Origin of the sequence: Vibrio sp. Scap24, assembly GCF_013394185.1 — a bacterium.
Classification (GTDB): Bacteria; Pseudomonadota; Gammaproteobacteria; order Enterobacterales; family Vibrionaceae; genus Vibrio; species Vibrio pomeroyi.
On sequence record NZ_CP041332.1, the window covers coordinates 1,973,070 to 1,992,070 of the forward strand.

At 42.5% G+C, this 19,001-nt stretch carries 21 protein-coding genes; 17 read left to right on the top strand and 4 right to left on the bottom strand.

What is annotated here, in order from left to right; translation table 11 throughout:
- Window positions 1–31: 31 nt before the first annotated feature.
- On the bottom strand, window positions 32–1,273 hold the full coding sequence (coaBC, locus tag FLM53_RS08690) for a bifunctional phosphopantothenoylcysteine decarboxylase/phosphopantothenate--cysteine ligase CoaBC (protein WP_176680712.1): 1,242 nt from the start codon (window positions 1,271–1,273) through the stop codon (window positions 32–34).
- A gap of 224 nt (window positions 1,274–1,497) precedes the next feature.
- On the opposite strand from coaBC, the gene radC reads away from it, so the two are divergent.
- The 6 genes from radC to FLM53_RS08720 all read left to right on the top strand — a co-directional run bounded on the left by radC (window position 1,498) and on the right by FLM53_RS08720 (window position 5,531).
- A complete protein-coding gene (radC, locus tag FLM53_RS08695; protein ID WP_176680713.1) occupies window positions 1,498–2,172 on the top strand; it encodes a DNA repair protein RadC in 675 nt (224 codons plus the stop codon).
- A gap of 291 nt (window positions 2,173–2,463) precedes the next feature.
- Window positions 2,464–2,700 (top strand): 50S ribosomal protein L28, encoded by a 237-nt coding sequence (gene rpmB, locus FLM53_RS08700; RefSeq protein ID WP_004728407.1) that lies wholly within the window; start codon window positions 2,464–2,466, stop codon window positions 2,698–2,700.
- 13 nt (window positions 2,701–2,713) lie between these two features.
- Entirely contained in the window at window positions 2,714–2,881 is a 168-nt protein-coding gene (rpmG, locus tag FLM53_RS08705) for a 50S ribosomal protein L33 (protein WP_002535344.1), read from the top strand.
- Window positions 2,882–3,085: 204 nt separating this feature from the next.
- On the top strand, window positions 3,086–3,622 hold the full coding sequence (locus FLM53_RS08710; protein WP_176680714.1) for a hypothetical protein: 537 nt from the start codon (window positions 3,086–3,088) through the stop codon (window positions 3,620–3,622).
- Between the two features lie 3 nt (window positions 3,623–3,625).
- The gene (gene mutM / locus FLM53_RS08715; protein WP_176680715.1) at window positions 3,626–4,435 is read left to right on the top strand and encodes a bifunctional DNA-formamidopyrimidine glycosylase/DNA-(apurinic or apyrimidinic site) lyase; all 810 of its coding nucleotides are present in this window, start codon (window positions 3,626–3,628) and stop codon (window positions 4,433–4,435) included.
- 91 nt (window positions 4,436–4,526) lie between these two features.
- Window positions 4,527–5,531, top strand: a complete 1,005-nt coding sequence (locus tag FLM53_RS08720) for an NAD-dependent epimerase (RefSeq protein ID WP_176680716.1) — start codon at window positions 4,527–4,529, stop codon at window positions 5,529–5,531.
- 63 nt (window positions 5,532–5,594) lie between these two features.
- Here FLM53_RS08720 and coaD read toward each other — a convergent pair whose 3' ends face one another.
- Complete coding sequence (gene coaD, locus FLM53_RS08725; RefSeq protein ID WP_176680717.1) at window positions 5,595–6,077, bottom strand: pantetheine-phosphate adenylyltransferase; 483 nt, start codon at window positions 6,075–6,077, stop codon at window positions 5,595–5,597.
- 1 nt (window position 6,078) lies between these two features.
- Complete coding sequence (locus tag FLM53_RS08730; RefSeq protein ID WP_176680718.1) at window positions 6,079–7,143, bottom strand: glycosyltransferase family 9 protein; 1,065 nt, start codon at window positions 7,141–7,143, stop codon at window positions 6,079–6,081.
- 96 nt (window positions 7,144–7,239) lie between these two features.
- Here FLM53_RS08730 and FLM53_RS08735 point away from each other — a divergent pair, with 96 nt between their 5' ends.
- Window positions 7,240–7,962: a 3-deoxy-D-manno-octulosonic acid kinase gene (locus FLM53_RS08735; RefSeq protein ID WP_176680719.1), complete on the top strand. Its 723-nt coding sequence runs from the start codon at window positions 7,240–7,242 to the stop codon at window positions 7,960–7,962.
- A complete protein-coding gene (locus FLM53_RS08740) occupies window positions 7,963–9,072 on the top strand; it encodes a hypothetical protein (RefSeq protein ID WP_176680720.1) in 1,110 nt (369 codons plus the stop codon). It abuts the gene before it with no gap.
- Here FLM53_RS08740 and waaA read toward each other — a convergent pair.
- Window positions 9,069–10,334, bottom strand: coding sequence for a lipid IV(A) 3-deoxy-D-manno-octulosonic acid transferase (waaA, locus tag FLM53_RS08745; protein WP_176680721.1), 1,266 nt, complete (start codon window positions 10,332–10,334; stop codon window positions 9,069–9,071). The two genes, FLM53_RS08740 and waaA, sit on opposite strands and share 4 nt — an antisense overlap.
- Window positions 10,335–10,466: 132 nt before the next feature.
- Here waaA and FLM53_RS08750 point away from each other — a divergent pair, with 132 nt between their 5' ends.
- The 9 genes from FLM53_RS08750 to pseI all read left to right on the top strand — a co-directional run bounded on the left by FLM53_RS08750 (window position 10,467) and on the right by pseI (window position 18,997).
- On the top strand, window positions 10,467–11,498 hold the full coding sequence (locus FLM53_RS08750; RefSeq protein ID WP_176680936.1) for a UDP-N-acetylglucosamine 2-epimerase: 1,032 nt from the start codon (window positions 10,467–10,469) through the stop codon (window positions 11,496–11,498).
- Between the two features lie 9 nt (window positions 11,499–11,507).
- Window positions 11,508–12,299, top strand: coding sequence for a glycosyltransferase family 2 protein (locus tag FLM53_RS08755; RefSeq protein WP_176680722.1), 792 nt, complete (start codon window positions 11,508–11,510; stop codon window positions 12,297–12,299).
- A 10-nt stretch (window positions 12,300–12,309) separates the two neighbouring features.
- Window positions 12,310–13,389 (top strand): glycosyltransferase family 4 protein, encoded by a 1,080-nt coding sequence (locus FLM53_RS08760; protein WP_176680723.1) that lies wholly within the window; start codon window positions 12,310–12,312, stop codon window positions 13,387–13,389.
- Window positions 13,390–13,468: 79 nt separating this feature from the next.
- Entirely contained in the window at window positions 13,469–14,482 is a 1,014-nt protein-coding gene (pseB, locus tag FLM53_RS08765) for a UDP-N-acetylglucosamine 4,6-dehydratase (inverting) (protein WP_176680724.1), read from the top strand.
- A complete protein-coding gene (gene pseC / locus FLM53_RS08770; RefSeq protein WP_176680725.1) occupies window positions 14,479–15,654 on the top strand; it encodes a UDP-4-amino-4,6-dideoxy-N-acetyl-beta-L-altrosamine transaminase in 1,176 nt (391 codons plus the stop codon). Before pseB ends, pseC begins: the two co-directional genes overlap by 4 nt.
- Window positions 15,654–16,343: a pseudaminic acid cytidylyltransferase gene (gene pseF, locus FLM53_RS08775; protein ID WP_176680726.1), complete on the top strand. Its 690-nt coding sequence runs from the start codon at window positions 15,654–15,656 to the stop codon at window positions 16,341–16,343. Before pseC ends, pseF begins: the two co-directional genes overlap by 1 nt.
- Before the next feature lie 3 nt (window positions 16,344–16,346).
- Complete coding sequence (gene pseG / locus FLM53_RS08780; RefSeq protein WP_176680727.1) at window positions 16,347–17,417, top strand: UDP-2,4-diacetamido-2,4,6-trideoxy-beta-L-altropyranose hydrolase; 1,071 nt, start codon at window positions 16,347–16,349, stop codon at window positions 17,415–17,417.
- Window positions 17,398–17,955 carry a UDP-4-amino-4,6-dideoxy-N-acetyl-beta-L-altrosamine N-acetyltransferase gene (pseH, locus tag FLM53_RS08785; protein WP_176680728.1) on the top strand — a complete coding sequence of 186 codons (558 nt, stop codon included), beginning with the start codon at window positions 17,398–17,400 and terminating at the stop codon, window positions 17,953–17,955. Before pseG ends, pseH begins: the two co-directional genes overlap by 20 nt.
- Complete coding sequence (gene pseI, locus FLM53_RS08790; protein WP_176680729.1) at window positions 17,948–18,997, top strand: pseudaminic acid synthase; 1,050 nt, start codon at window positions 17,948–17,950, stop codon at window positions 18,995–18,997. The genes pseH and pseI overlap by 8 nt, the downstream gene beginning before the upstream one ends.
- Window positions 18,998–19,001: the final 4 nt, after the last annotated feature.

Here is a 19,001-nt window from a genome sequence, read left to right on the forward strand (position 1 = left end):
GTCAGCAGATTGTCAGAGCTAAATCGTGTGTTTATTCGACAATAAGTTGTTGGATCTGATCGAGGATCTGGAAACCAAGGGTGTCTTTGCTGTCCAGTGGCAGAGATTTATCGCCGTCTTTCCAATAAAGGTGCAGTTCGTTGCTGCTGCTATTGAAGCCTTGGCCTTCGACAGATACGTCGTTGGCACAAATCATATCGAGGTTCTTTCGTTCCAGCTTGCCGCGAGCGTATTTCTCAACATCTTGAGTTTCTGCAGCGAAGCCGACAGTAAATGGGCGACCTTCAGCCATTGAAGCAACAGAGGCGACGATGTCTGGGTTCTTCACCATTTGAATAGTCATGTCATCTTTGCCATCGACCTTTTTGAGCTTTTGGTCTGCGATGGTTTCAGGGCGATAATCGGCAACCGCGGCGCAGCTGATGAAAATATCGTGTTGAGCAGCGTGAGCTGTAACGGCATCAAACATCTGTTGTGCGCTATCTACATCAACCCGAGTTACTTTGTTTGGTGTCGCAAGTGATACAGGGCCACTGATTAGAGTCACTGTTGCACCTTGCTTCGCGGCTGCTTCAGCTAATGCATAGCCCATTTTTCCTGAGCTGTGATTAGTAATGTAGCGTACAGGGTCGATCGCTTCACGAGTAGGGCCTGCAGTAATAAGCACAGAACGGCCAGCAAGTGGTTTAGGTTGGAAGAAGTCTTCACAGCGATGTACGAGCTGCATTGGCTCTAACATGCGTCCCATACCGACATCACCACATGCTTGTTCGCCTGCAGCTGGCCCCCAGATTTCACAACCACGGCGTTTTAGCGTTGCGATGTTCTCTTGGGTAGCTGGGTGGCTGTACATTTGTTGATTCATTGCTGGAGATACCGCAACTGGCGCATCGGTTGCTAAAACCAGAGTAGTCAGTAGGTCGTTACCCATGCCAGCAGTCATGCGTGCAATAAGGTCAGCGGTTGCAGGTGCTAGTAATACTAAGTCAGCCCATTTTGCTAGCTCGATGTGTCCCATTGAAGCTTCAGCCGCAGGATCAAGCAAACTGTCAGACACAGGCCTTCCCGAGACCGCCTGCATGGTAAGGGGAGTGATGAACTCCTTGGCTGCATTGGTCATGACGACTTGTACCTGCGCCCCACGCTCAATTAGGCGGCGAGTCAGCTCGGCACATTTATAAGCAGCGATACCACCACTAATACCAAGAAGAATTTTTTTCCCTGCTAGGCCTTGTTGGTCAGCGTTACTCAGTGGATTAACCTGTGTTTGCATGATTCTGTTCCTTAATTTTTCTGCGACTTACGATATCAGAACAAAGGATGAGTGCCTAGAAGCAGAACTCGAACAGAGTTGACGCTCATCAAGTTGGTGTTATCAAACTTATCAATTACACGATTTTGTTAGGGACTCGCTGTCTTTTATCTCTATCAAAGGATCTCAGAGTGCAAGCTCATTACGCTGATGGATCGTGTTCATGACCAATGATTAGCTTTTATATGCCGATAAATAAAATGCCCGCTGAATCGATGCCAAGAGAAAAGTTATTGAATCGAGGGCCAGATTCTTTAAGTGATGCCGAACTCTTAGCAATATTTCTCAGAACGGGTACACAAGGAATGAACGTTTTAGAGTTGGCGGACAAGTTAATTAAAGATTTTGGTTCGCTAAGGCATCTTTTTTCAGCAACGGAGGCTGAGTTCTGTGCTCATAAAGGTATGGGGCAGGCTAAATACGTTCAACTTCAGGCTGTGTTAGAGATGACGCAGCGCTATCTCGCGGAGACTTTATCTCGAGGGGACGCCTTAACCAGCCCAAGTAATACCAAGCTTTACCTTTCGAGTATGTTGCGTGATCGCCAGCGAGAAGCCTTCTATATATTGTTCCTCGATAACCAGAATAGGGTAATTAAAGACGAGGTGATGTTTGAAGGAACCATCGATGCTGCTTCGGTTTACCCGAGAGAAGTAGTCAAACGCGCACTTCATCACAATGCGGCGGCATTAATTTTAGCGCATAACCATCCTTCGGGTGTCGCAGAGCCAAGTCAAGCAGATAGGCGAATCACTCGCCGTTTAACTGATGCATTAGCGCTGGTGGACATCCGAATTCTCGACCATTTTGTCGTTGGAGATGGCGAAGTTGTCTCTTTTGCAGAGCGTGGATGGATTTGAATCACATTTTAGGTTGTTAGTTACGTTAAATCTGCTATTATTCCGCCCACATTTTTAGACCTAAAATCAGCTCTGATTACTCAAGCAAGCTGCGCTGCACAAAAAAAGATCACGAAATCCGTAAAAAGGATCTGTTCGGGTCTTGAGCAATGCGTGTCAAGTTAGTATAATGCGCGACCTTTGATAGCCTTGTATGGATTTTCCATAACGGTTTTTACCTTCTATTTTAATTGATAGAGAGGTTCGGCCACCAAGGTTGATATCGAGCTGAAACGATTGGAGAAGACATTCATGTCCCGAGTATGCCAAGTAACTGGTAAGCGTCCAGTAACGGGTAACAACCGTTCACACGCACGCAATGCTACTAAGCGCCGTTTTCTGCCGAACCTACAAACTCATCGTTTCTGGGTAGAGAGCGAAAAACGTTTTGTTAAACTACGTCTAACTGCTAAAGGCATGCGTATCATTGATAAGAAAGGCATCGATGCTGTTCTTGTTGATATCCGTGCACGTGGCGAAAACGTTTAAGAGGAATTAAGCAATGGCTAAAGGCATTCGTGAGAAAATTCGTCTAGTATCTTCTGCAGGTACTGGTCACTTCTACACAACTGATAAGAACAAGCGTAACATGCCAGGCAAATTTGAGATCAAAAAGTTTGATCCAGTAGTTCGCCAACACGTTATGTACAAAGAAGCGAAAATCAAGTAATTGATGCTTTTTTTGCTCTTCTTCAGTAGAAGAAAGAATTGAAAAACCCAGCTTAATCGCTGGGTTTTTTTATATCTAAATTTTGAGTAATTTAACGACTTCCGGCTGATACAGCATCTAATCGATAGAAAAACGTGCAGCATGGAAAGTATTGCCACTTTCACGATATACTGATTGCTCAATAGGTTAGATGAGCAGAATCAGATGAGATATCGTGGACGTAGGTGGAACAACATACTCATGTTGAGCGTGATCGCTTTTATTGGCGTGCTAAACCTTCCAACATTGATCAAAGCTTATCTCATCGAACCTGAGCCTGAATCCGAACTTAAGGTAAGCAGTCCTTACCCTTATCTCTTAAATCCTGAATCAGAACTTCAAGCTTTGCACTTTACTAAGTGGTCAATCGTACAAGAAGATGGTCAGTGGATTTATCAAATGAAAGATCCCGTGCCAAAAAAAACGACGAGTGCACAAGACCTGTCACAGCGTTGGCAACAGCTTGTAGGTACCGAGGTCGACTCACAAACCTACACAGACCTTACGCCTCGGTTAAATACACCACACACTGTTGAAGTTTGGTATCACGATCAGGAAGAACCACAACGTATTACCTATTATCAATTGCCTGATTTTTGGTTATTAAAAAACTGGAATGATCAGTGGTTGGCGGTGTCTATTGAAGAGAGTTACTTGTTTCCAAGTCTTAACTCAGACAATTCCTCAAAATCGGACGACTAAACTATGCCTGAATTACCCGAAGTCGAAGTAAGCCGTATGGGGATCTCACCTCATTTAGTCGGCGAGACCATCAAGACCCTTACCTTTCGTACGCCTAAGCTGCGTTGGGATATCCCGCAAGAGCTTAAGCTGTTAGAAGGGCAGGTGATTCGTTCCATCTCGCGTCGCGCAAAATACTTACTGATTGGAACTGATACCGGCACTGCCATAGTGCACCTTGGTATGTCTGGCTCACTGCGTGTATTAGATGCCGATTTCCCCGCGGCAAAGCACGATCACGTGGATCTAAAGCTCACTAACGGTAAAATCCTACGTTATAACGACCCACGTCGCTTTGGAGCATGGTTATGGTCGGCGCCTGATGAAACTCACTCTGTGTTGCTTGATTCTGGCCCTGAGCCATTAACGGACGACTTCAACGCTGACTACATCGCGGAAAAGGCCGGAAAGCGTAAAGTGGCTGTTAAGCAGTTCATCATGGACAACAAAGTTGTTGTGGGTGTCGGGAATATCTACGCTAACGAAGCGCTATTTTCTTCGCGAATTCACCCTTTGCGCCCTGCAAGCAAAGTGACAAAAGAAGAATGGATCTTGTTAACCCAAGAGATCAAACAAGTGCTCGCTACCGCCATCAAACAAGGTGGCACTACACTCAAAGACTTCGCCCAAGCGGATGGCAAGCCAGGCTACTTCGCGCAAGAGCTGCAAGTGTATGGAAAAGCGGGAGAAAAGTGCCCGAGTTGTGGTGAGAAGCTTGAAGAGCAAAAAATCGGGCAAAGGAATACGTTTTTTTGCTCTCAATGTCAGGTATAGAAAAACTGAACCTATGTTCACTTTTTTAAGCTAGTAGATATACGGTCTAATAGCTACAATTGCAATAATTATATGAATTGAGAATAGTAGAATGAAATATTTAGTAACTGGCGTTGCTGGTTTTATTGGCTCTGCTGTGTCAGAGCGACTATGTGCGGCAGGACATGAGGTTATTGGTATCGATAACCTAAATGACTACTACGAAGTCTCTCTGAAACATGACCGCCTTAAACGTATCGAACATGAAAACCTTACCTTTATCGAGCTTGATCTTGCGGATAGAGAAGGCATCGCTGAGCTTTTCGCAAAGCAAAAGTTTGACCGAGTTATTCACTTAGCGGCGCAAGCTGGCGTTCGTTACTCAATCGATAACCCAATGGCGTATGCTGATAGTAACCTTGTTGGTCATTTAGCTATTCTAGAAGGTTGTCGTCATAACAAGGTTGAACACCTAGTTTATGCATCATCGAGTTCTGTCTATGGCTTGAACCAGAAAATGCCATTCCACACGGCAGACAGCGTTGATCACCCTATCTCACTATATGCTGCGACTAAGAAGTCGAATGAGCTAATGGCGCATACTTATTCTCATTTATACGATGTTCCGACAACTGGTCTACGTTTCTTTACTGTGTATGGTCCTTGGAGTCGTCCTGATATGGCGATGTTTAAGTTTGCGAACTTAATCGTAGCGGGTAAAGAGATCGACATTTACAACAACGGCGACATGATGCGTGACTTCACTTATATCGATGATATCGTTGAAGGTATTATTCGTGTGCAAGACCGCATTCCAGCAAAACAGCCAGATTGGACGGTAGAGCAAGGATCACCAGCGACCAGCTCTGCACCATACCGAGTGTTCAACATCGGTCATGGTAGCCCAGTTAAATTGATGGATTACGTTGAAGCGTTAGAAACCGCTTTAGGTATTGAAGCGAAGAAGAACTTCATGCCAATACAGCCTGGTGATGTGTACGCGACTTATGCTGATACGGAAGATCTTTTTGAAGCTGTTGGCTACAAGCCTCAAGTTAAAATCGAAGAAGGTGCTAAAGCTTTCGCTGATTGGTATAAAGCTTACTACTCACTGTAAATCCCAATTGCAGTCACAAAAAATAGCGCTCAATGAGCGCTATTTTTGTTTTTGGAGGGGGTATTATTCTACTGTTTTACGTTTTATTTCATCTGCGACTTTTTGTGGCACAAATTGACTTATATCCCCACCATGTATCGCGACTTCACGAACAATCGTTGAAGATAGGAAGGCATACTCTTCCGAAGGGGTTAAGAACACGCTTTCAAGTCCGGGTAGAAGCTTGCGATACATGCTAGTGAGACCGAACTCGTACTCAAAATCCATGGTTGTTCTTAGGCCTCGTACCAATACGTTAGCTTTCTGTTGCTTGGCAAAATCGACAAGCAAACCAGAAAAGCCTTCAACAGATACATTCGGCAAGTGAGACACAGCATCACGCAACAGCTCTACTCGCTCATCTAACTTAAACATGGTCTTTTTGCTTGGGCTCGCGGCTACTCCGACAGTGATATGATCAAACATGCTTGCAGCTCGGACAATGATATCGAGGTGACCGTTAGTTACCGGATCGAAAGTGCCTGGGTAGATAACGTGTGTGGTCATATTAGCTGTCCTTGCTTGGTGTTGTAATAGAATTTAAGGCTTTGTCTAATGTCTGTTTTACCATTTCGAGCGTAATGTCTTTCATTAAATCATCGCCTTTTGCTCGAGTTCCCCATGGAAGGTCTTGAACAGGTTTCCCTTGTTGCGCCTCTACGTGCTGTTGGTACACACTGACCACGATATCAAGGTCATTGTAGGGGCCTGTTCTTCGAGGGTCACTGTGTGCGTACAACCCAATGACTGGTGTTGATTGTGTTGTTGCTAGGTGTGCTGGACCTGTATCTGGTGCTATCACCACGGTCGCATGTTTCAGTACGGCGGTGAGTTGCTTTAGGTTAGTTTTGCCAATTAAGTTGATGACAGGAGATTGGCATAATGCTTCGATGTCCTTACCAAGGTTTACTTCCCGTGGAGCAGGAGAGCCACACAGTACCACTTGTATCCCTTTTTCTACTGCATAATCGGTAATGGCGGCATATCGTTCTGTTAACCAGTTGCGTGAATCTTTACTAGCAGCAGGGGAGATAACCAGAGTCGGTTTCCCTGCCATAGTGTTGATGGCTAGTTGCTCATCTTCCGGTGTTAAAGGAATATCCCATTGAGGTTTACCGAAGGACACACCAATGTAGCGAGCAAATTCAGCAAAGTTATCTAATACATGAAACTTGTCTGAAATAGGCAGGTGGCGATTAGTAAAGAGTGACTGCATTTCACGAGTTCGGTTTTTGCCAAATCCCACCTTACACTTCGCCTTTATTCCCCAGGAAAGTACGCTGGCTCTGAGTGCGGCTTGCATGTGTAGCAGCGCATCAAATTTGCGGTCAGACAGTTGTCTCCATAATTCACGCATTCCTTTGAAGCCTTGTTTCTTATCGAAAATAATAACTTCAATACCCGGTAGGTCGCCGATCAGCATAGCTTCTATTTTGCCCGTTATCCAAGTGATTTTCGTTTCAGGCCACTGCTTCTGGATGGCTTGAACCACAGAAATAGCATGGCAAACATCGCCAATCGCGGATAGGCGAAGTATGCAAAGAGATTGAGGTGCAGTTGAGAACAGTGACATAAAGTGCCCGAAAAAAGTGAATAACATCAGAATTATGCAGATACTCGCATTAGTTGTAAAATAGCAATGACGAAAAGCGACCCAAAGGCCTCATAGATGGAAACGATTAGCACCAACAACCAAACAATTTGGTATGATCCTGAACTTCTGGCTCAAGTACCAGAGGACGATATGGTTCAGATTTTTGAGGCAGAATACTGGCAGCAACGAGAATCTATTTCAGGAAGTGCTCAGGGGCGTGGCACCACCTGGTTTATTCAACTTGATGGACTGCAAGCTGCGTTGCGTCACTATCGTCGTGGTGGGCTATTTGGCAAACTCGTTGAAGACCAATATCGTTTCTCTGATTGGGAAAGTACGCGCTGCGCGATGGAGCTTAATGTTCTTAATGTATTAGCTAATGCCGGCGTGAATGTACCTAAGCCGATTGCCGCTCGGGCGACGAAAAGCGGCCTATTTTATCGTGCAGATCTGATGTCGGAACGAATCCCCAATGCGAAGGATCTGGTTGATGTATTGATTGCTAATCCGATAAGTGCGGATATCTATCAAAGGATTGGTCAAGAGATACGTAAAATGCACAATGCTGGCGTTAACCACACTGATCTCAACATTCACAATATCCTGCTTGATGATTCACAAAAGGTGTGGATTATTGACTTTGACAAGTGCGGTCAACAAGCGGGTGATGACTGGAAAGAAGGTAACTTGAATCGTTTAAAACGCTCATTCCTAAAAGAAGTAAACAAGCGCCAGATTCAATGGCAAGAGTCGGATTGGGGATACTTAAATGATGGATACATGTTGGGAGTTATATAAATGTTCTTAAATAAAAACATCATCGTTGGTTTTGAAAATCATGTTTTTACTAAATTATATATTGATGTACTTGTTAGAAAGTGTTCGATTAGAGAAGAAGATATCATCCTAATATCTTTGTCTGAAAATGTTCAGGGTACTCATTTAAAAGGTACAAATGTAAAGTTATTCAACTATCGAATGGTAGATTTAGCTGCTCTTGCTAGCTGTAAAACAGTAACCTCGATGAGCTTAGGGTTAAGTAATGCCCCTTTTTTGAAAACCCTTCTGGAATGCTCAGATGAATTTGTTAGTAAGCTATATATTCACCTCACAGATGATGAAGTTGCTCGTTGGCTCAAAACAATCGAAAAGAAAGGTAGTTTAATTCAAACGAGAAATAATCAGATTAATGAAGACTGCTTATTTGTCCTGAGCAAAGTTATTAACTTTATTGCGCCAGAACCCTACTTCCGACCCTCACTTGAAAAAATTCTGAAACGAAGAGATCTCAATTTTCATGATGCAAGGGATGCTTTTAAATCGATGCCCAGTGAGTTATGGGATGAATTTGAATGTATGCAATCTAAGTACATAGAAGAAACTCGACCAGAAAATAAGATATTAATAGGTGCAAAAGCTGATACTTTTTCTGTGTTTGAAATTTTGTCAATTATCTATCATTTAGGTATGGCTGGAGTTTTAAATCAACATAAATTGTTAGTTTTCGTTAAACCTAAAAGAGTGTTTTCTAAGATCATTATCGATGCATTCTTGGCGTTGTTTAAGATGAAATGTGTAGTTGATATCAGCTATGTAACACCAACAAACAATATTAATTACAACGCATTAATCATGTCTTGCTCCGATATTATCTTACAAGGAAGAGGGAGCATGAGTACGGCTAGGAGCTTTATTTCTGGTGGTAATGGTGTAATCCATGTGAAAGCTGAAACCCCTAATTTCATTGAGATGACAGAATCCGAAGGAATCTCAGTTAACGGCTACAACACTTTGGCTGAAATACCACAGAGTTTTGAGAATAAACCTAAAGCTACGGATGAAAACCGACAAATAATTAAAAGTCGATTTTCACAAAAGTATCAAGTTTTGAATGATATATACAGTTAACAGCTTTCTATTTTTATGAGTGTATTGAGCAATGCCCCTCGGTTCTGCTCAACCACTTGATAAGCCGCTAAGCCTTTATCTTTACGTAAGTTAGGTTGTGTGAACAGCTCTTTGAGTTGGCCTGCAATTTGATTGCTGTTTTGGCAAATAGTGACAGCTTGAGCTTCAAGCAGTTTGTCGGTGATCTCGCTAAAATTAAAGTAGCTAGGGCCATTTAGTAAGGGTAGCTGTAGAGCTGCTGGTTCTAGCAGATTATGCCCTCCAACTTTATCTCCAATAAGACTTCCGCCCATAAAACAGACATCAGCGCCGCCGAGTAGTACCAACATTTCGCCCATCGTATCCGCAATATACACTTCAACATCAGAGGAGATTGGTTGCTGACTCGTTCGAGTGATAGTGTTGAATTGGTGTTGTTTAGCCAGTTCCATCACTTGGTTAAATCTCTCTGGGTGACGAGGAACAATCATCAGCAAGGTATTAGGATTGCCTTTAAGGAGCTGTTTATGAGCGTCTAAGATAATTTCATCTTCGCCTTGATGAGTGCTGGCAGCTATCCATACACAGCGATCAAAGCCAATTTGTTCACGTAATGCCTTGCCTTTTGATACTTGTTCAGTAGAGACTTCAATATCAAATTTGATTGAGCCCGTCACATGCACAGATGCTTTATCTAATCCCAACCGTACAAAACGTTCCGCATCACTAGGGTATTGGCAGAGCACTTGAGAAAGGTTTTTTGCTAGAAGGTTAAACACGGGTTGGAATTTGGCGTAGCGCTGGCATGAACGTTCAGATAGGCGAGCGTTGAGTACTGATATAGGAATTCCAGCTTTCGCGACGCAATGTAACGTGTTTGGCCAAAGCTCTGTTTCCATAATCAACATTTGCTTTGGTTTTACTGATTTAAGGAAGCCTCGCACACACCAAGAAAAATCAATCGGCATGTAGCGATGCTCGACCAAACCACCAAGTTTGTCTATTTGTTCTGCACCTGTGCTGGTTGTCGTGGTAACGATGATGGCTTGATTTGGGTCTCGCTGCTTCAATTGCTTGATAATAGGTATCGCAGCAATAGATTCACCTACCGACACCGCATGAATCCAGATCGGGCTTTTACCTTGAATCTTCGTTGTAATACCGAAATGCTCTTTCCAGCGCTTACCGAAACTTGGTTTGCCGGGTTTGCTCTTATAAAGCCCATAGAGGAGCAGTGGAGAGGCCAATGACAATATAAGAGTGTATATAAGTCGTATAAGCATAAGAACAGTGACACCAGAGGGTAAAATCAGTAATCAGAAGAGTATTTTCTTCAATCTCGAAAGTAAAGAGCGTTATAATTAAATGCTTAGTGACACTTTCAAACGGAAATGGTGAACTCTATCTCATCGCTTATTCAAACCGATCAATCCTATCGTTTTTTGCTCTATGTCGAGCAAAACTACTCATTTGCTATCCTTCGCTCATTTTATAACTACGCGAAGCAACTTGGCCATGACGTAAAGTGGTTGCTCGTTGGTGAGGATGCTTCTGAACACCTCTTATTAGAGCAAGAGCAGCGCGTGTCTTTGACAGAAGCTGTCGCCTATAACCCTTCTGCTGTTTTAGTACCCGGTGATCGCGTTCCTGCTTTTATCCCAGGTTTGAAGGTACAAGTGTTTCACGGTTTGAATGAGAGTAAACGAGGGAACTTATATCCTGAGCGTGGTCTATTTGACTTGTATTGCACAGAAGGTCATGAAAGAACCAACTCGTTGGAACCGTTAGCTAAGCAGCGTGGCTATTTTCAAGTCAAAGAGACCGGATGGTTGAAGCTAGATAGTTTGTTTAACTACCAAGCTAGTGAGAGTCATTTTGATAGACCTCAAATTCTATTCGCTTCCACTTTTTCGCCAAGTTTATCCTGTGCTGAATTGGTTTATGAAGAACTTAAGCGCCTAAGCAAACTGAGCCAGTGGCAGTGGCTAGTGACATTGCACCCTAAAATGAAGCAAGAGACACGAGAAAAATACCAGGCGTTGGAAGGCGATAACCTTCTGTTCTTCGACAATGACCGAGTGATTGAAATGCAACATCGTGCTGATGTTATGGTGTGTGACAACTCATCGATATTTCAAGAGTTTTTGTTACTCAATAAGCCTGTTGTTACGGTAAACAACCGAGACCCTCAAGCGAGCTTCATCAATATTACTCAAGCAGAGCAGTTAGAGTCAGCAATTCAACAAGCAATGCGACCTGATGAAGCAAGAGATAACGCTATCGCTAATTATGGCCCATCGATAACCCCATATTTAGATGGCCAATCCTCAGCGAGAGTTCTGAGTGCGATTACCGAAGTGCTAGAAAGTGGTTGGCAAGATAAGAAACCCAAAAATTGGATTCGTAACTTTAAGATCCGTAAATCATTAAACTATTGGAAATTCTAGGGCTGAATAATGAGAAAACATACCCTGTCTGTCATTGTTATTACCAAGAATGAAGAAGACCGAATTGAAACTTGCCTTAAATCTGTTGTTGATATTGCCGATGAACTGATTGTTTTAGACAGTGGCTCAACAGATGCAACCGTTGAAATATGCCAAAAATATACAGATAACGTGACCATCACAGATTGGCCTGGCTTTGGTAAGCAAAAGCAGCGAGCGCTAGATAAAGCGACATGTGATTGGGTGCTATCAATTGATGCAGACGAAGCTCTAGATGAAGAGATGAGTAATGCTCTTGTTGAACTATTAAAACAAGATCAAATCAAACACACTGCGTACAAACTGCCTTGGGGAGTGACTCTTTATGGCACGACTCTAAAACATGGCCGCAGTGCTCGTGCAGTATTAAGACTGTTTAAGAGAGAAGGTTCTCGTTATACGCTTGATGAAGTTCATGAGACGGTCGTTCCAGAGCAAGGCTCTACAGGGATATTGAAGGGTTTTCTTCTTCATTACACTCATCGTGATTATGGTCATGGTTTAGATAAAGCGGCGCAATATGCTTGGCTTGGCTCGCAAAAATACCATCGTAAAGGTAAAAAATCACATGGCTTATTCCTCGCTCTACTACGAGCTATATGGACGTTCTTCTTAGTCTATATTATCCGCCGTGGCTTTATGGATGGCAGTGTCGGCTTCATTATGGCGATGACTTACGCTCAAGTGAATTTCAATAAATATGTCGGTTTGTGGATTCTTGAAAATCGCTCAGAAGACCGTTCAACAGACCAAGCTAAATAGGAACCGATAGATGAAGATTTTAGTTTGTGCATCATACTTACATGCATGGAACAGTTTGCGTCCAGAAGCTGCGATTTTTATCGAGCTAGCTCGTCAGGGGCATCAAGTGACGATCATGACTCAGGGAGAATCTGAGCACGTATCGAAGCTAGAAGAGCACGGTATCCGAGTGGTCGATGGCTATCCGAAACGTAAAATTTGTTTTGATACCATTAAAAAGATCCGTCATGAGTTAAAAACGCATAATTATGACATCTGCTATGCTTTTAACTCTAAGACAATCCCCAATGCAGCGTTTGCGTGTATTGGTTTTGACGTTAAGTTGGTCGTTTATCGAGGTACAACTGGTGGGCTGTATCGACATGACCCAAGCGCTTACCTAACTCAACTCCATCCTCGTGTAGACGGTATTGTGTGCGTGTCTGAAGCAGTGCGACAGGATGTAGTGAAGCGTGTTTGGAAGAACAAAGATAACGTTGTTACCATATATAAAGGGCATGAATTGGATTGGTACAAGGTACCACCAACTGAGCGTTCTGAATTTGGTTTGAGTGAAGAGCATGTTGTTGCGATTACTGCAGCGCACGTAAGGCCAAGTAAAGGTATTTCCGTTTTGCTTGAAGCGACCAAATACATTTCGGCCCCCAACTTCCACCTGATTTTAGCTGGTAGTGGTTATGAGCCTCACTTTGATGAGATGAAAGCTAGCCCTATGAGTGAGCGAATTCATTACATAGGTCACCGGACCGATATCCCTTCAATTATGTGTATGGCTGACTTTCAAGTTCAGCCATCGATCAGCGGAGAAGGGCTACCACGCACGATTGTCGAAGCGATGGCAAATGGCACAACCTCAGTAGTGACAACTACTGGTGGCGCTCCTGAACTCGTTGTCGATGGCGAGACTGGCTATATCGTCCCTACGGGAGACGCAAAAGCGCTGGGTGAGGCTATGGACAAGCTCGCACAAGACAAGGCCAAGTGCACAGCCATGAGTGAAGCGGCTAAGAAGCGCCTAGATGAAAGCTTTAGTTCCCGAGTGACAGTGAAGAAGCACCTGGAATTTTTTGAGAAGTTGCTAGCCAGTTAAAGTAGCTAGATATCAATTTTGAATTCAAGTACCTAAGTTTAAAACTTAGAGAAATAGAAATATATTAGAGTAGTTCAGTATGCTAAATAACAAGACAGTGTTAATTACAGGTGGCACAGGGTCGTTTGGTAAGCAATTTATCAAAACAATTCTTGAACGATACCAAGACGTAAAGAAGATCATTATCTTTTCTCGTGATGAACTGAAGCAGTTTGAAATCAAGCAGCAATATCCTCACAAGGATTTTCCACAATTACGCTTCTTTATTGGCGATGTTCGTGATCGTAACCGTATGATTCAAGCGTGTGAAGATGTTGATGTTATTATCCACGCAGCTGCGATCAAACAAGTAGACACTGCTGAGTACAACCCGACTGAATGTATTCGCACCAATATTGATGGCGCAGAGAATGTGATTAGTGCGGCTCTTGCGTGTGGTGTGAAAGACGTTGTTGCTCTCTCGACCGATAAAGCATGTGCACCAATTAACTTATATGGTGCTACAAAACTCGCTTCAGATAAGCTTTTTGCCGCTGCGAACAATATTAAAGGATCTAAAGACATTCGTTTCAGTGTCGTACGTTACGGTAATGTTATGGGCTCTCGTGGTTCGGTTATTCCATTCTTTATGCAGAAAAAAGAAGAAGGTGTACTGCCAATTACACATGAAGAGATGACGCGTTTTAATATTTCTCTTCAAGATGGTGTGAATATGGTCATGTATGCACTTGAAAACCATTTGGGTGGTGAGATCTTTATTCCTAAGATCCCTTCATACAAAATTCTAGATATTGCTGAAGCTGTTGCGCCAGGCATGACAACCAAGGTTGTTGGTATTCGCCCAGGTGAAAAACTTCATGAAGAAATGATTACTGATACTGATTCTCTTAATACAATTGATTTAGGTCGTTATTACGCGATCCTTCCTTCTGTCTCTTTTACATACACAGAAGATGAGTACATGAGTCATCATAAGGCTGAGAAAGTGCCTTTTGGTTTTAAATACAACTCAGGTACCAATACTGAGTGGGAAACGATTGAAGGTCTACGTGGCCTAATCAAAGAGCATGTTGATCCTAAATTTACAGTGTGAGTAGAACAGTGATTCCATACGGTAAGCAAGATATCAGTCAGCAAGACATTGATAGTGTGGTTGATGTCCTTAAATCTGATTTTCTAACTCAGGGACCACAAGTTCCTGCGTTTGAAAAAGCGTTAACAGAACATACTGGTGCTCAGTATGCGTTAGCAGTGAATAGTGCAACCTCCGCTCTGCATATCGCTTGCTTGGCTTTAGGTTTGGGTGAAGGTGACTGGTTGTGGACAACGCCTGTTACTTTTGTCGCATCTGCAAACTGTGGTCTTTATTGCGGGGCCAAAGTGGACTTCGTTGATATTGATTCAGCAACTTATAACATGTGCCCTAAAAAGCTAGAGCAAAAGCTTATCGCAGCTAAAGCTAATGGAAAGCTACCAAAAGTTGTTGTTCCTGTTCATTTGTGTGGTCAGCCTTGTGATATGGAATCTATTGCTAAATTAGCGAAAGAGTACGGCTTTAAAGTCATTGAAGATGCGTCTCATGCTATTGGTGGTAAATATCAGGACAAACCAGTTGGTAACGGTGAATATTCTGATATTACTGTTTTCAGTTTTCACCCAGTGAAAATTGTGACAACAGCGGAAGGTGGGGCGGCGTTAACCAATCAGAAAGAACTGGCTGATAAAATGGCTCTATTACGTAGTCATGGCATCACTCGTGACTCTGAAATGATGACGGAAGCTTCTCATGGTGGTTGGTACTACCAACAGGTTGATTTAGGTTTCAACTACCGCATGACAGAACTTCAAGCGGCATTGGGTGTCACGCAAATGCAGCGTCTTGATGAATTTGTTGCAGCGCGGCATGTGTTGTCTAAGCGTTATAATCAAATGTTATCTGAATTACCTTTAGTACTTCCTTACCAACTCGAAAACACGTACTCAGGTCTACATTTATTCGTAATTCGTTTGAAGTTGGATGAGATATCATTAACTCATAAACAAGTTTTTGATGCACTGCGTGAAAATGGTATCGGTGTTAATTTGCATTACATTCCTGTTCATACTCAGCCATATTACCAAGCTATGGGCTTTACTGAAGGGGATTTCCCTGAGTCAGAACGCTATTATCAGGAAGCAATCTCACTGCCAATGTTCCACGGTATGACGGAAGAACAACAAAATACCGTTGTTCGTGTAGTAACCGAAACTTTGACAGGTAAATAATGAACGTTGCTATTATTCCTGCTCGTGGTGGCAGCAAGCGTATTCCTCGTAAAAATATAAAGCACTTTCATGGCAAGCCTATGATCGCTTACTCAATCGAAGCAGCACTTGCTTCGGATTGTTTTGATAAGGTTATTGTCTCTACTGATGATGCTGAGATAGCTGAGGTAGGGAAAAAATATGGTGCTGAAGTACCATTTTTACGGCCTTCAAATATCTCAGGTGATTATGCTACCACCATGGATGTAATGCACCATGCAATAACTTGGTGCGATATTAATGGCTGGGATATTGGTGATGTTTGTTGTTTGTACGCTACCGCCCCGTTTGTTTTACCTGAAGATCTTCAGAAAGGCTATGAGCTACTTAGGGGTACTAGTGTGCAATTTACATTTAGTGCTACGTCGTTTCCGTTTCCGATTCAGCGTGCAATTAAGCTTGATGAGCAAGGTTCTGTTTCGATGTTTTCTCCTGAAAACGAACAAGTAAGATCACAAGACTTGGAAGAAGCGTATCACGATGCTGGCCAATTTTATTGGGGTCGTAAAGATGCTTTCTTGAATAAATTATCGGTGTTTTCTAGCCACTCTAAGGCTGTGCTCTTACCGAGAAAACGCGTTCAAGATATTGATAACCAAGAAGACTGGGAACTGGCTGAATCTCTTTTCTCAGCATTGAGGTTAGGATAAACAATGAAGGTTACCTTCCGAGTGGATGCGTCACTATTTATCGGTAGTGGACACGTCATGCGCTGTTTGGTGCTTGCTGATATATTAAAAAGCAAAGGTTTTTCTGTATGCTTTGCTTGCCTGCCTCAGCCTGGGGACATGATTACATATATCCGTGATAGAGGCTTTGACGTATTAGAGCTGACTCCCTCTTGCCTACAAATGACTCCCTCCCATAGCGCTGATTATAAAGCTTGGCTTCAACGTAGCGTTGAAGAAGATGCAAATGACTTTCTATCTAAAGTTGATTATTCCGAGTGGGTGATTGTGGATCACTATGCGTTGGACCATGAATGGGAAAGTATCATTATTGGTAAGCTGTCATGCGCTATTTTATCGATTGATGACCTTAACCGTGAACACTGTAGTGATATTATTCTCGACCAAAACCTATGGCCGAACATTTCAAAAAGATATTCGGATTGTTCTGCTACTAAACTCCTTGGTCCTGAATATGCTCTTTTAAGAAAGAGCTTTTCAACATTGCGGGATTCGCCCCGAGATTCAATATCTAATCAACTCTTAGTCTTTTTTGGTGGAACAGATCCTACAAATGAGTGCGAGAAGTTTATTCTTGCAGCAAATGAGTTTAAGACGCTCCCGTTTAATACTATTTTGATCACGGGGAGAATCAACCCTCGTTTTGATGCTTTGATAAAGCTTAATCAAAATAGCAATGTTTCTATATATAAAAATTTAGAGAGTTTTGATTTATCTTTAAGTAATAGCAAATATGCAATTGGCGCATCAGGAGTCAGTAACTGGGAGCGGTTTTGTCTTAGAGTTCCTGCCTCGATAGTTTCCGTAGCGGAGAACCAAGTCATACTTTCAAATTACTTGTCAGATTTAGGGTTTGTTGAATACTTAGGTGAAGGTATAACGACGAGTACCGATACTTATGCACTTGAGCTAGCGCGTTTATGTAAAAGGTGGGATTACATTAAACCTTTTAGCGATTTTGAAGTTGATGGCTTTGGTGCGAATAAGGTCGCTCAAACAATGGAGAGCTTTTGTCGTGAAACAAAGAGTGATTAAATTTAGGCTACTTGAAGAAAGTGATTTAGAAGAAGTTCTCACTTGGAGAAACTCTCCAGATGTTAGGAAAAACATGTACACCTCTCATGAAATCACTATGGATGAACACAAGTCGTGGTTTTCTAGTATGTGCAAGGATAGTTCAAAAGAATATTTTTTAGCGGAGTTAAATGGAGAGCCGGCAGGTGTTGTTGGATTTACTGATATAAATCGAATTTCTAGAATCGCTTCTTGGGCATTCTATGCATCGCCCAATGCGGTAAGAGGTACAGGATCTTTGATGGAATATCGAGCGCTAGAGCATGCATTTACTGAATTAGATTTGCATAAATTACGCTGTGAGGTTTTAGGCTTTAATCAACCAGTGGTGAAGTTACATTCCAAATTTGGCTTTAAAGTTGAAGGTACTCATCGAGATGCTTTCTTCAATGGGACTGACTATCACGATGTAGTACATTTGGGTATCTTTTCACATGAGTGGAAAGGTATTAGAAACCTTATGAAAGATAAATTGAGAGTATACGAAGAGAATGAATAAAAACATATACATCGATAATCGAGAAATTGGTCCTAATTGTCCTCCATATATTATTGCTGAACTTTCTGCTAACCATAATGGCGATATAAACCGTGCTTTTCAGATTATGGAAGAAGCAAAAAAAGCAGGTGCTGATGCGATTAAACTTCAAACCTATACCCATGAAACTATCACAATGGATAGTGACTCGGAAGAGTTTCAAATTCATGGCGGCTTATGGGATGGCCAAACTCTGTATGAGTTGTATAAAGAAGCGCATATGCCTTGGGAATGGCATAAACCTTTGTTTGAAAAAGCAAAAGATTTAGGTATTACGATATTTAGTTCACCATTTGATTTTACCGCTGTAGATTTATTAGAGGAGCTAGACGCTCCTGCATACAAAATAGCATCTTTCGAAGTGGTTGATTTACCTTTGATCAAGCGTGTTGCTCAAACCGGTAAGCCGATGATCATTTCAACGGGTATGGCCAATGAGGAAGAGATTGAAGAAGCAGTAAAAACAGCGAGGGATAATGGATGTACTGAGCTAGTTGTACTGCATTGTGTAAGTGGGTATCCAGCGCCGGCTGAACAGTACAATTTAAAAACTATTGCCGATATAGCACAACGATTTGAGGTATTGTCAGGCCTTTCTGATCATACAATCGACAATGCCACCGCAGTTGCTTCGGTTACTCTAGGTGCGTGTTTGATAGAAAAGCATGTCACGATGGATCGAAATGGTGGCGGTGCCGATGATAGCTTTTCTCTTGAGCCTCATGAATTAGCGGCATTATGTAAAGACACGAAAACGGCTTGGCAAGCAATGGGACAAGTTAACTACGAAAGAACAGAAGCTGAAAAGGGAAATGTTAAGTTTCGTCGCTCTTTATATGTGGTAAAAGACATAGCGGAAGGTGAATTGTTGACCCCCGAAAACATTCGGAGTATCAGGCCTGGTTTTGGCTTACCACCAAAATACTATGAAGAGGTTCTGGGGAAAAAAGCTCTAACTAAGATAAATTCAGGAACTCCTTTATCCTTGAATTTATTTATCTAGTTAG

Excerpts from the sequence above, each read along its gene's own strand:
- FLM53_RS08735 (WP_176680719.1), top strand. The coding sequence starts at position 7,240 with ATGGAAACGATTAGCACCAACAACCAAACAATTTGGTATGATCCTGAA.
- waaA (WP_176680721.1), bottom strand. The coding sequence starts at position 10,334 with ATGCTTATACGACTTATATACACTCTTATATTGTCATTGGCCTCTCCA.
- rpmB (WP_004728407.1), top strand. The coding sequence starts at position 2,464 with ATGTCCCGAGTATGCCAAGTAACTGGTAAGCGTCCAGTAACGGGTAAC.
- FLM53_RS08760 (WP_176680723.1), top strand. The coding sequence starts at position 12,310 with ATGAAGATTTTAGTTTGTGCATCATACTTACATGCATGGAACAGTTTG.
- FLM53_RS08740 (WP_176680720.1), top strand. The coding sequence starts at position 7,963 with ATGTTCTTAAATAAAAACATCATCGTTGGTTTTGAAAATCATGTTTTT.
- rpmG (WP_002535344.1), top strand. The coding sequence starts at position 2,714 with ATGGCTAAAGGCATTCGTGAGAAAATTCGTCTAGTATCTTCTGCAGGT.
- pseG (WP_176680727.1), top strand. The coding sequence starts at position 16,347 with ATGAAGGTTACCTTCCGAGTGGATGCGTCACTATTTATCGGTAGTGGA.
- coaBC (WP_176680712.1), bottom strand. The coding sequence starts at position 1,273 with ATGCAAACACAGGTTAATCCACTGAGTAACGCTGACCAACAAGGCCTA.
- FLM53_RS08730 (WP_176680718.1), bottom strand. The coding sequence starts at position 7,143 with ATGTCACTGTTCTCAACTGCACCTCAATCTCTTTGCATACTTCGCCTA.
- FLM53_RS08710 (WP_176680714.1), top strand. The coding sequence starts at position 3,086 with ATGAGATATCGTGGACGTAGGTGGAACAACATACTCATGTTGAGCGTG.
- coaD (WP_176680717.1), bottom strand. The coding sequence starts at position 6,077 with ATGACCACACACGTTATCTACCCAGGCACTTTCGATCCGGTAACTAAC.
- pseF (WP_176680726.1), top strand. The coding sequence starts at position 15,654 with ATGAACGTTGCTATTATTCCTGCTCGTGGTGGCAGCAAGCGTATTCCT.
- FLM53_RS08720 (WP_176680716.1), top strand. The coding sequence starts at position 4,527 with ATGAAATATTTAGTAACTGGCGTTGCTGGTTTTATTGGCTCTGCTGTG.
- FLM53_RS08755 (WP_176680722.1), top strand. The coding sequence starts at position 11,508 with ATGAGAAAACATACCCTGTCTGTCATTGTTATTACCAAGAATGAAGAA.
- mutM (WP_176680715.1), top strand. The coding sequence starts at position 3,626 with ATGCCTGAATTACCCGAAGTCGAAGTAAGCCGTATGGGGATCTCACCT.
- radC (WP_176680713.1), top strand. The coding sequence starts at position 1,498 with ATGCCGATAAATAAAATGCCCGCTGAATCGATGCCAAGAGAAAAGTTA.
- pseI (WP_176680729.1), top strand. The coding sequence starts at position 17,948 with ATGAATAAAAACATATACATCGATAATCGAGAAATTGGTCCTAATTGT.
- pseB (WP_176680724.1), top strand. The coding sequence starts at position 13,469 with ATGCTAAATAACAAGACAGTGTTAATTACAGGTGGCACAGGGTCGTTT.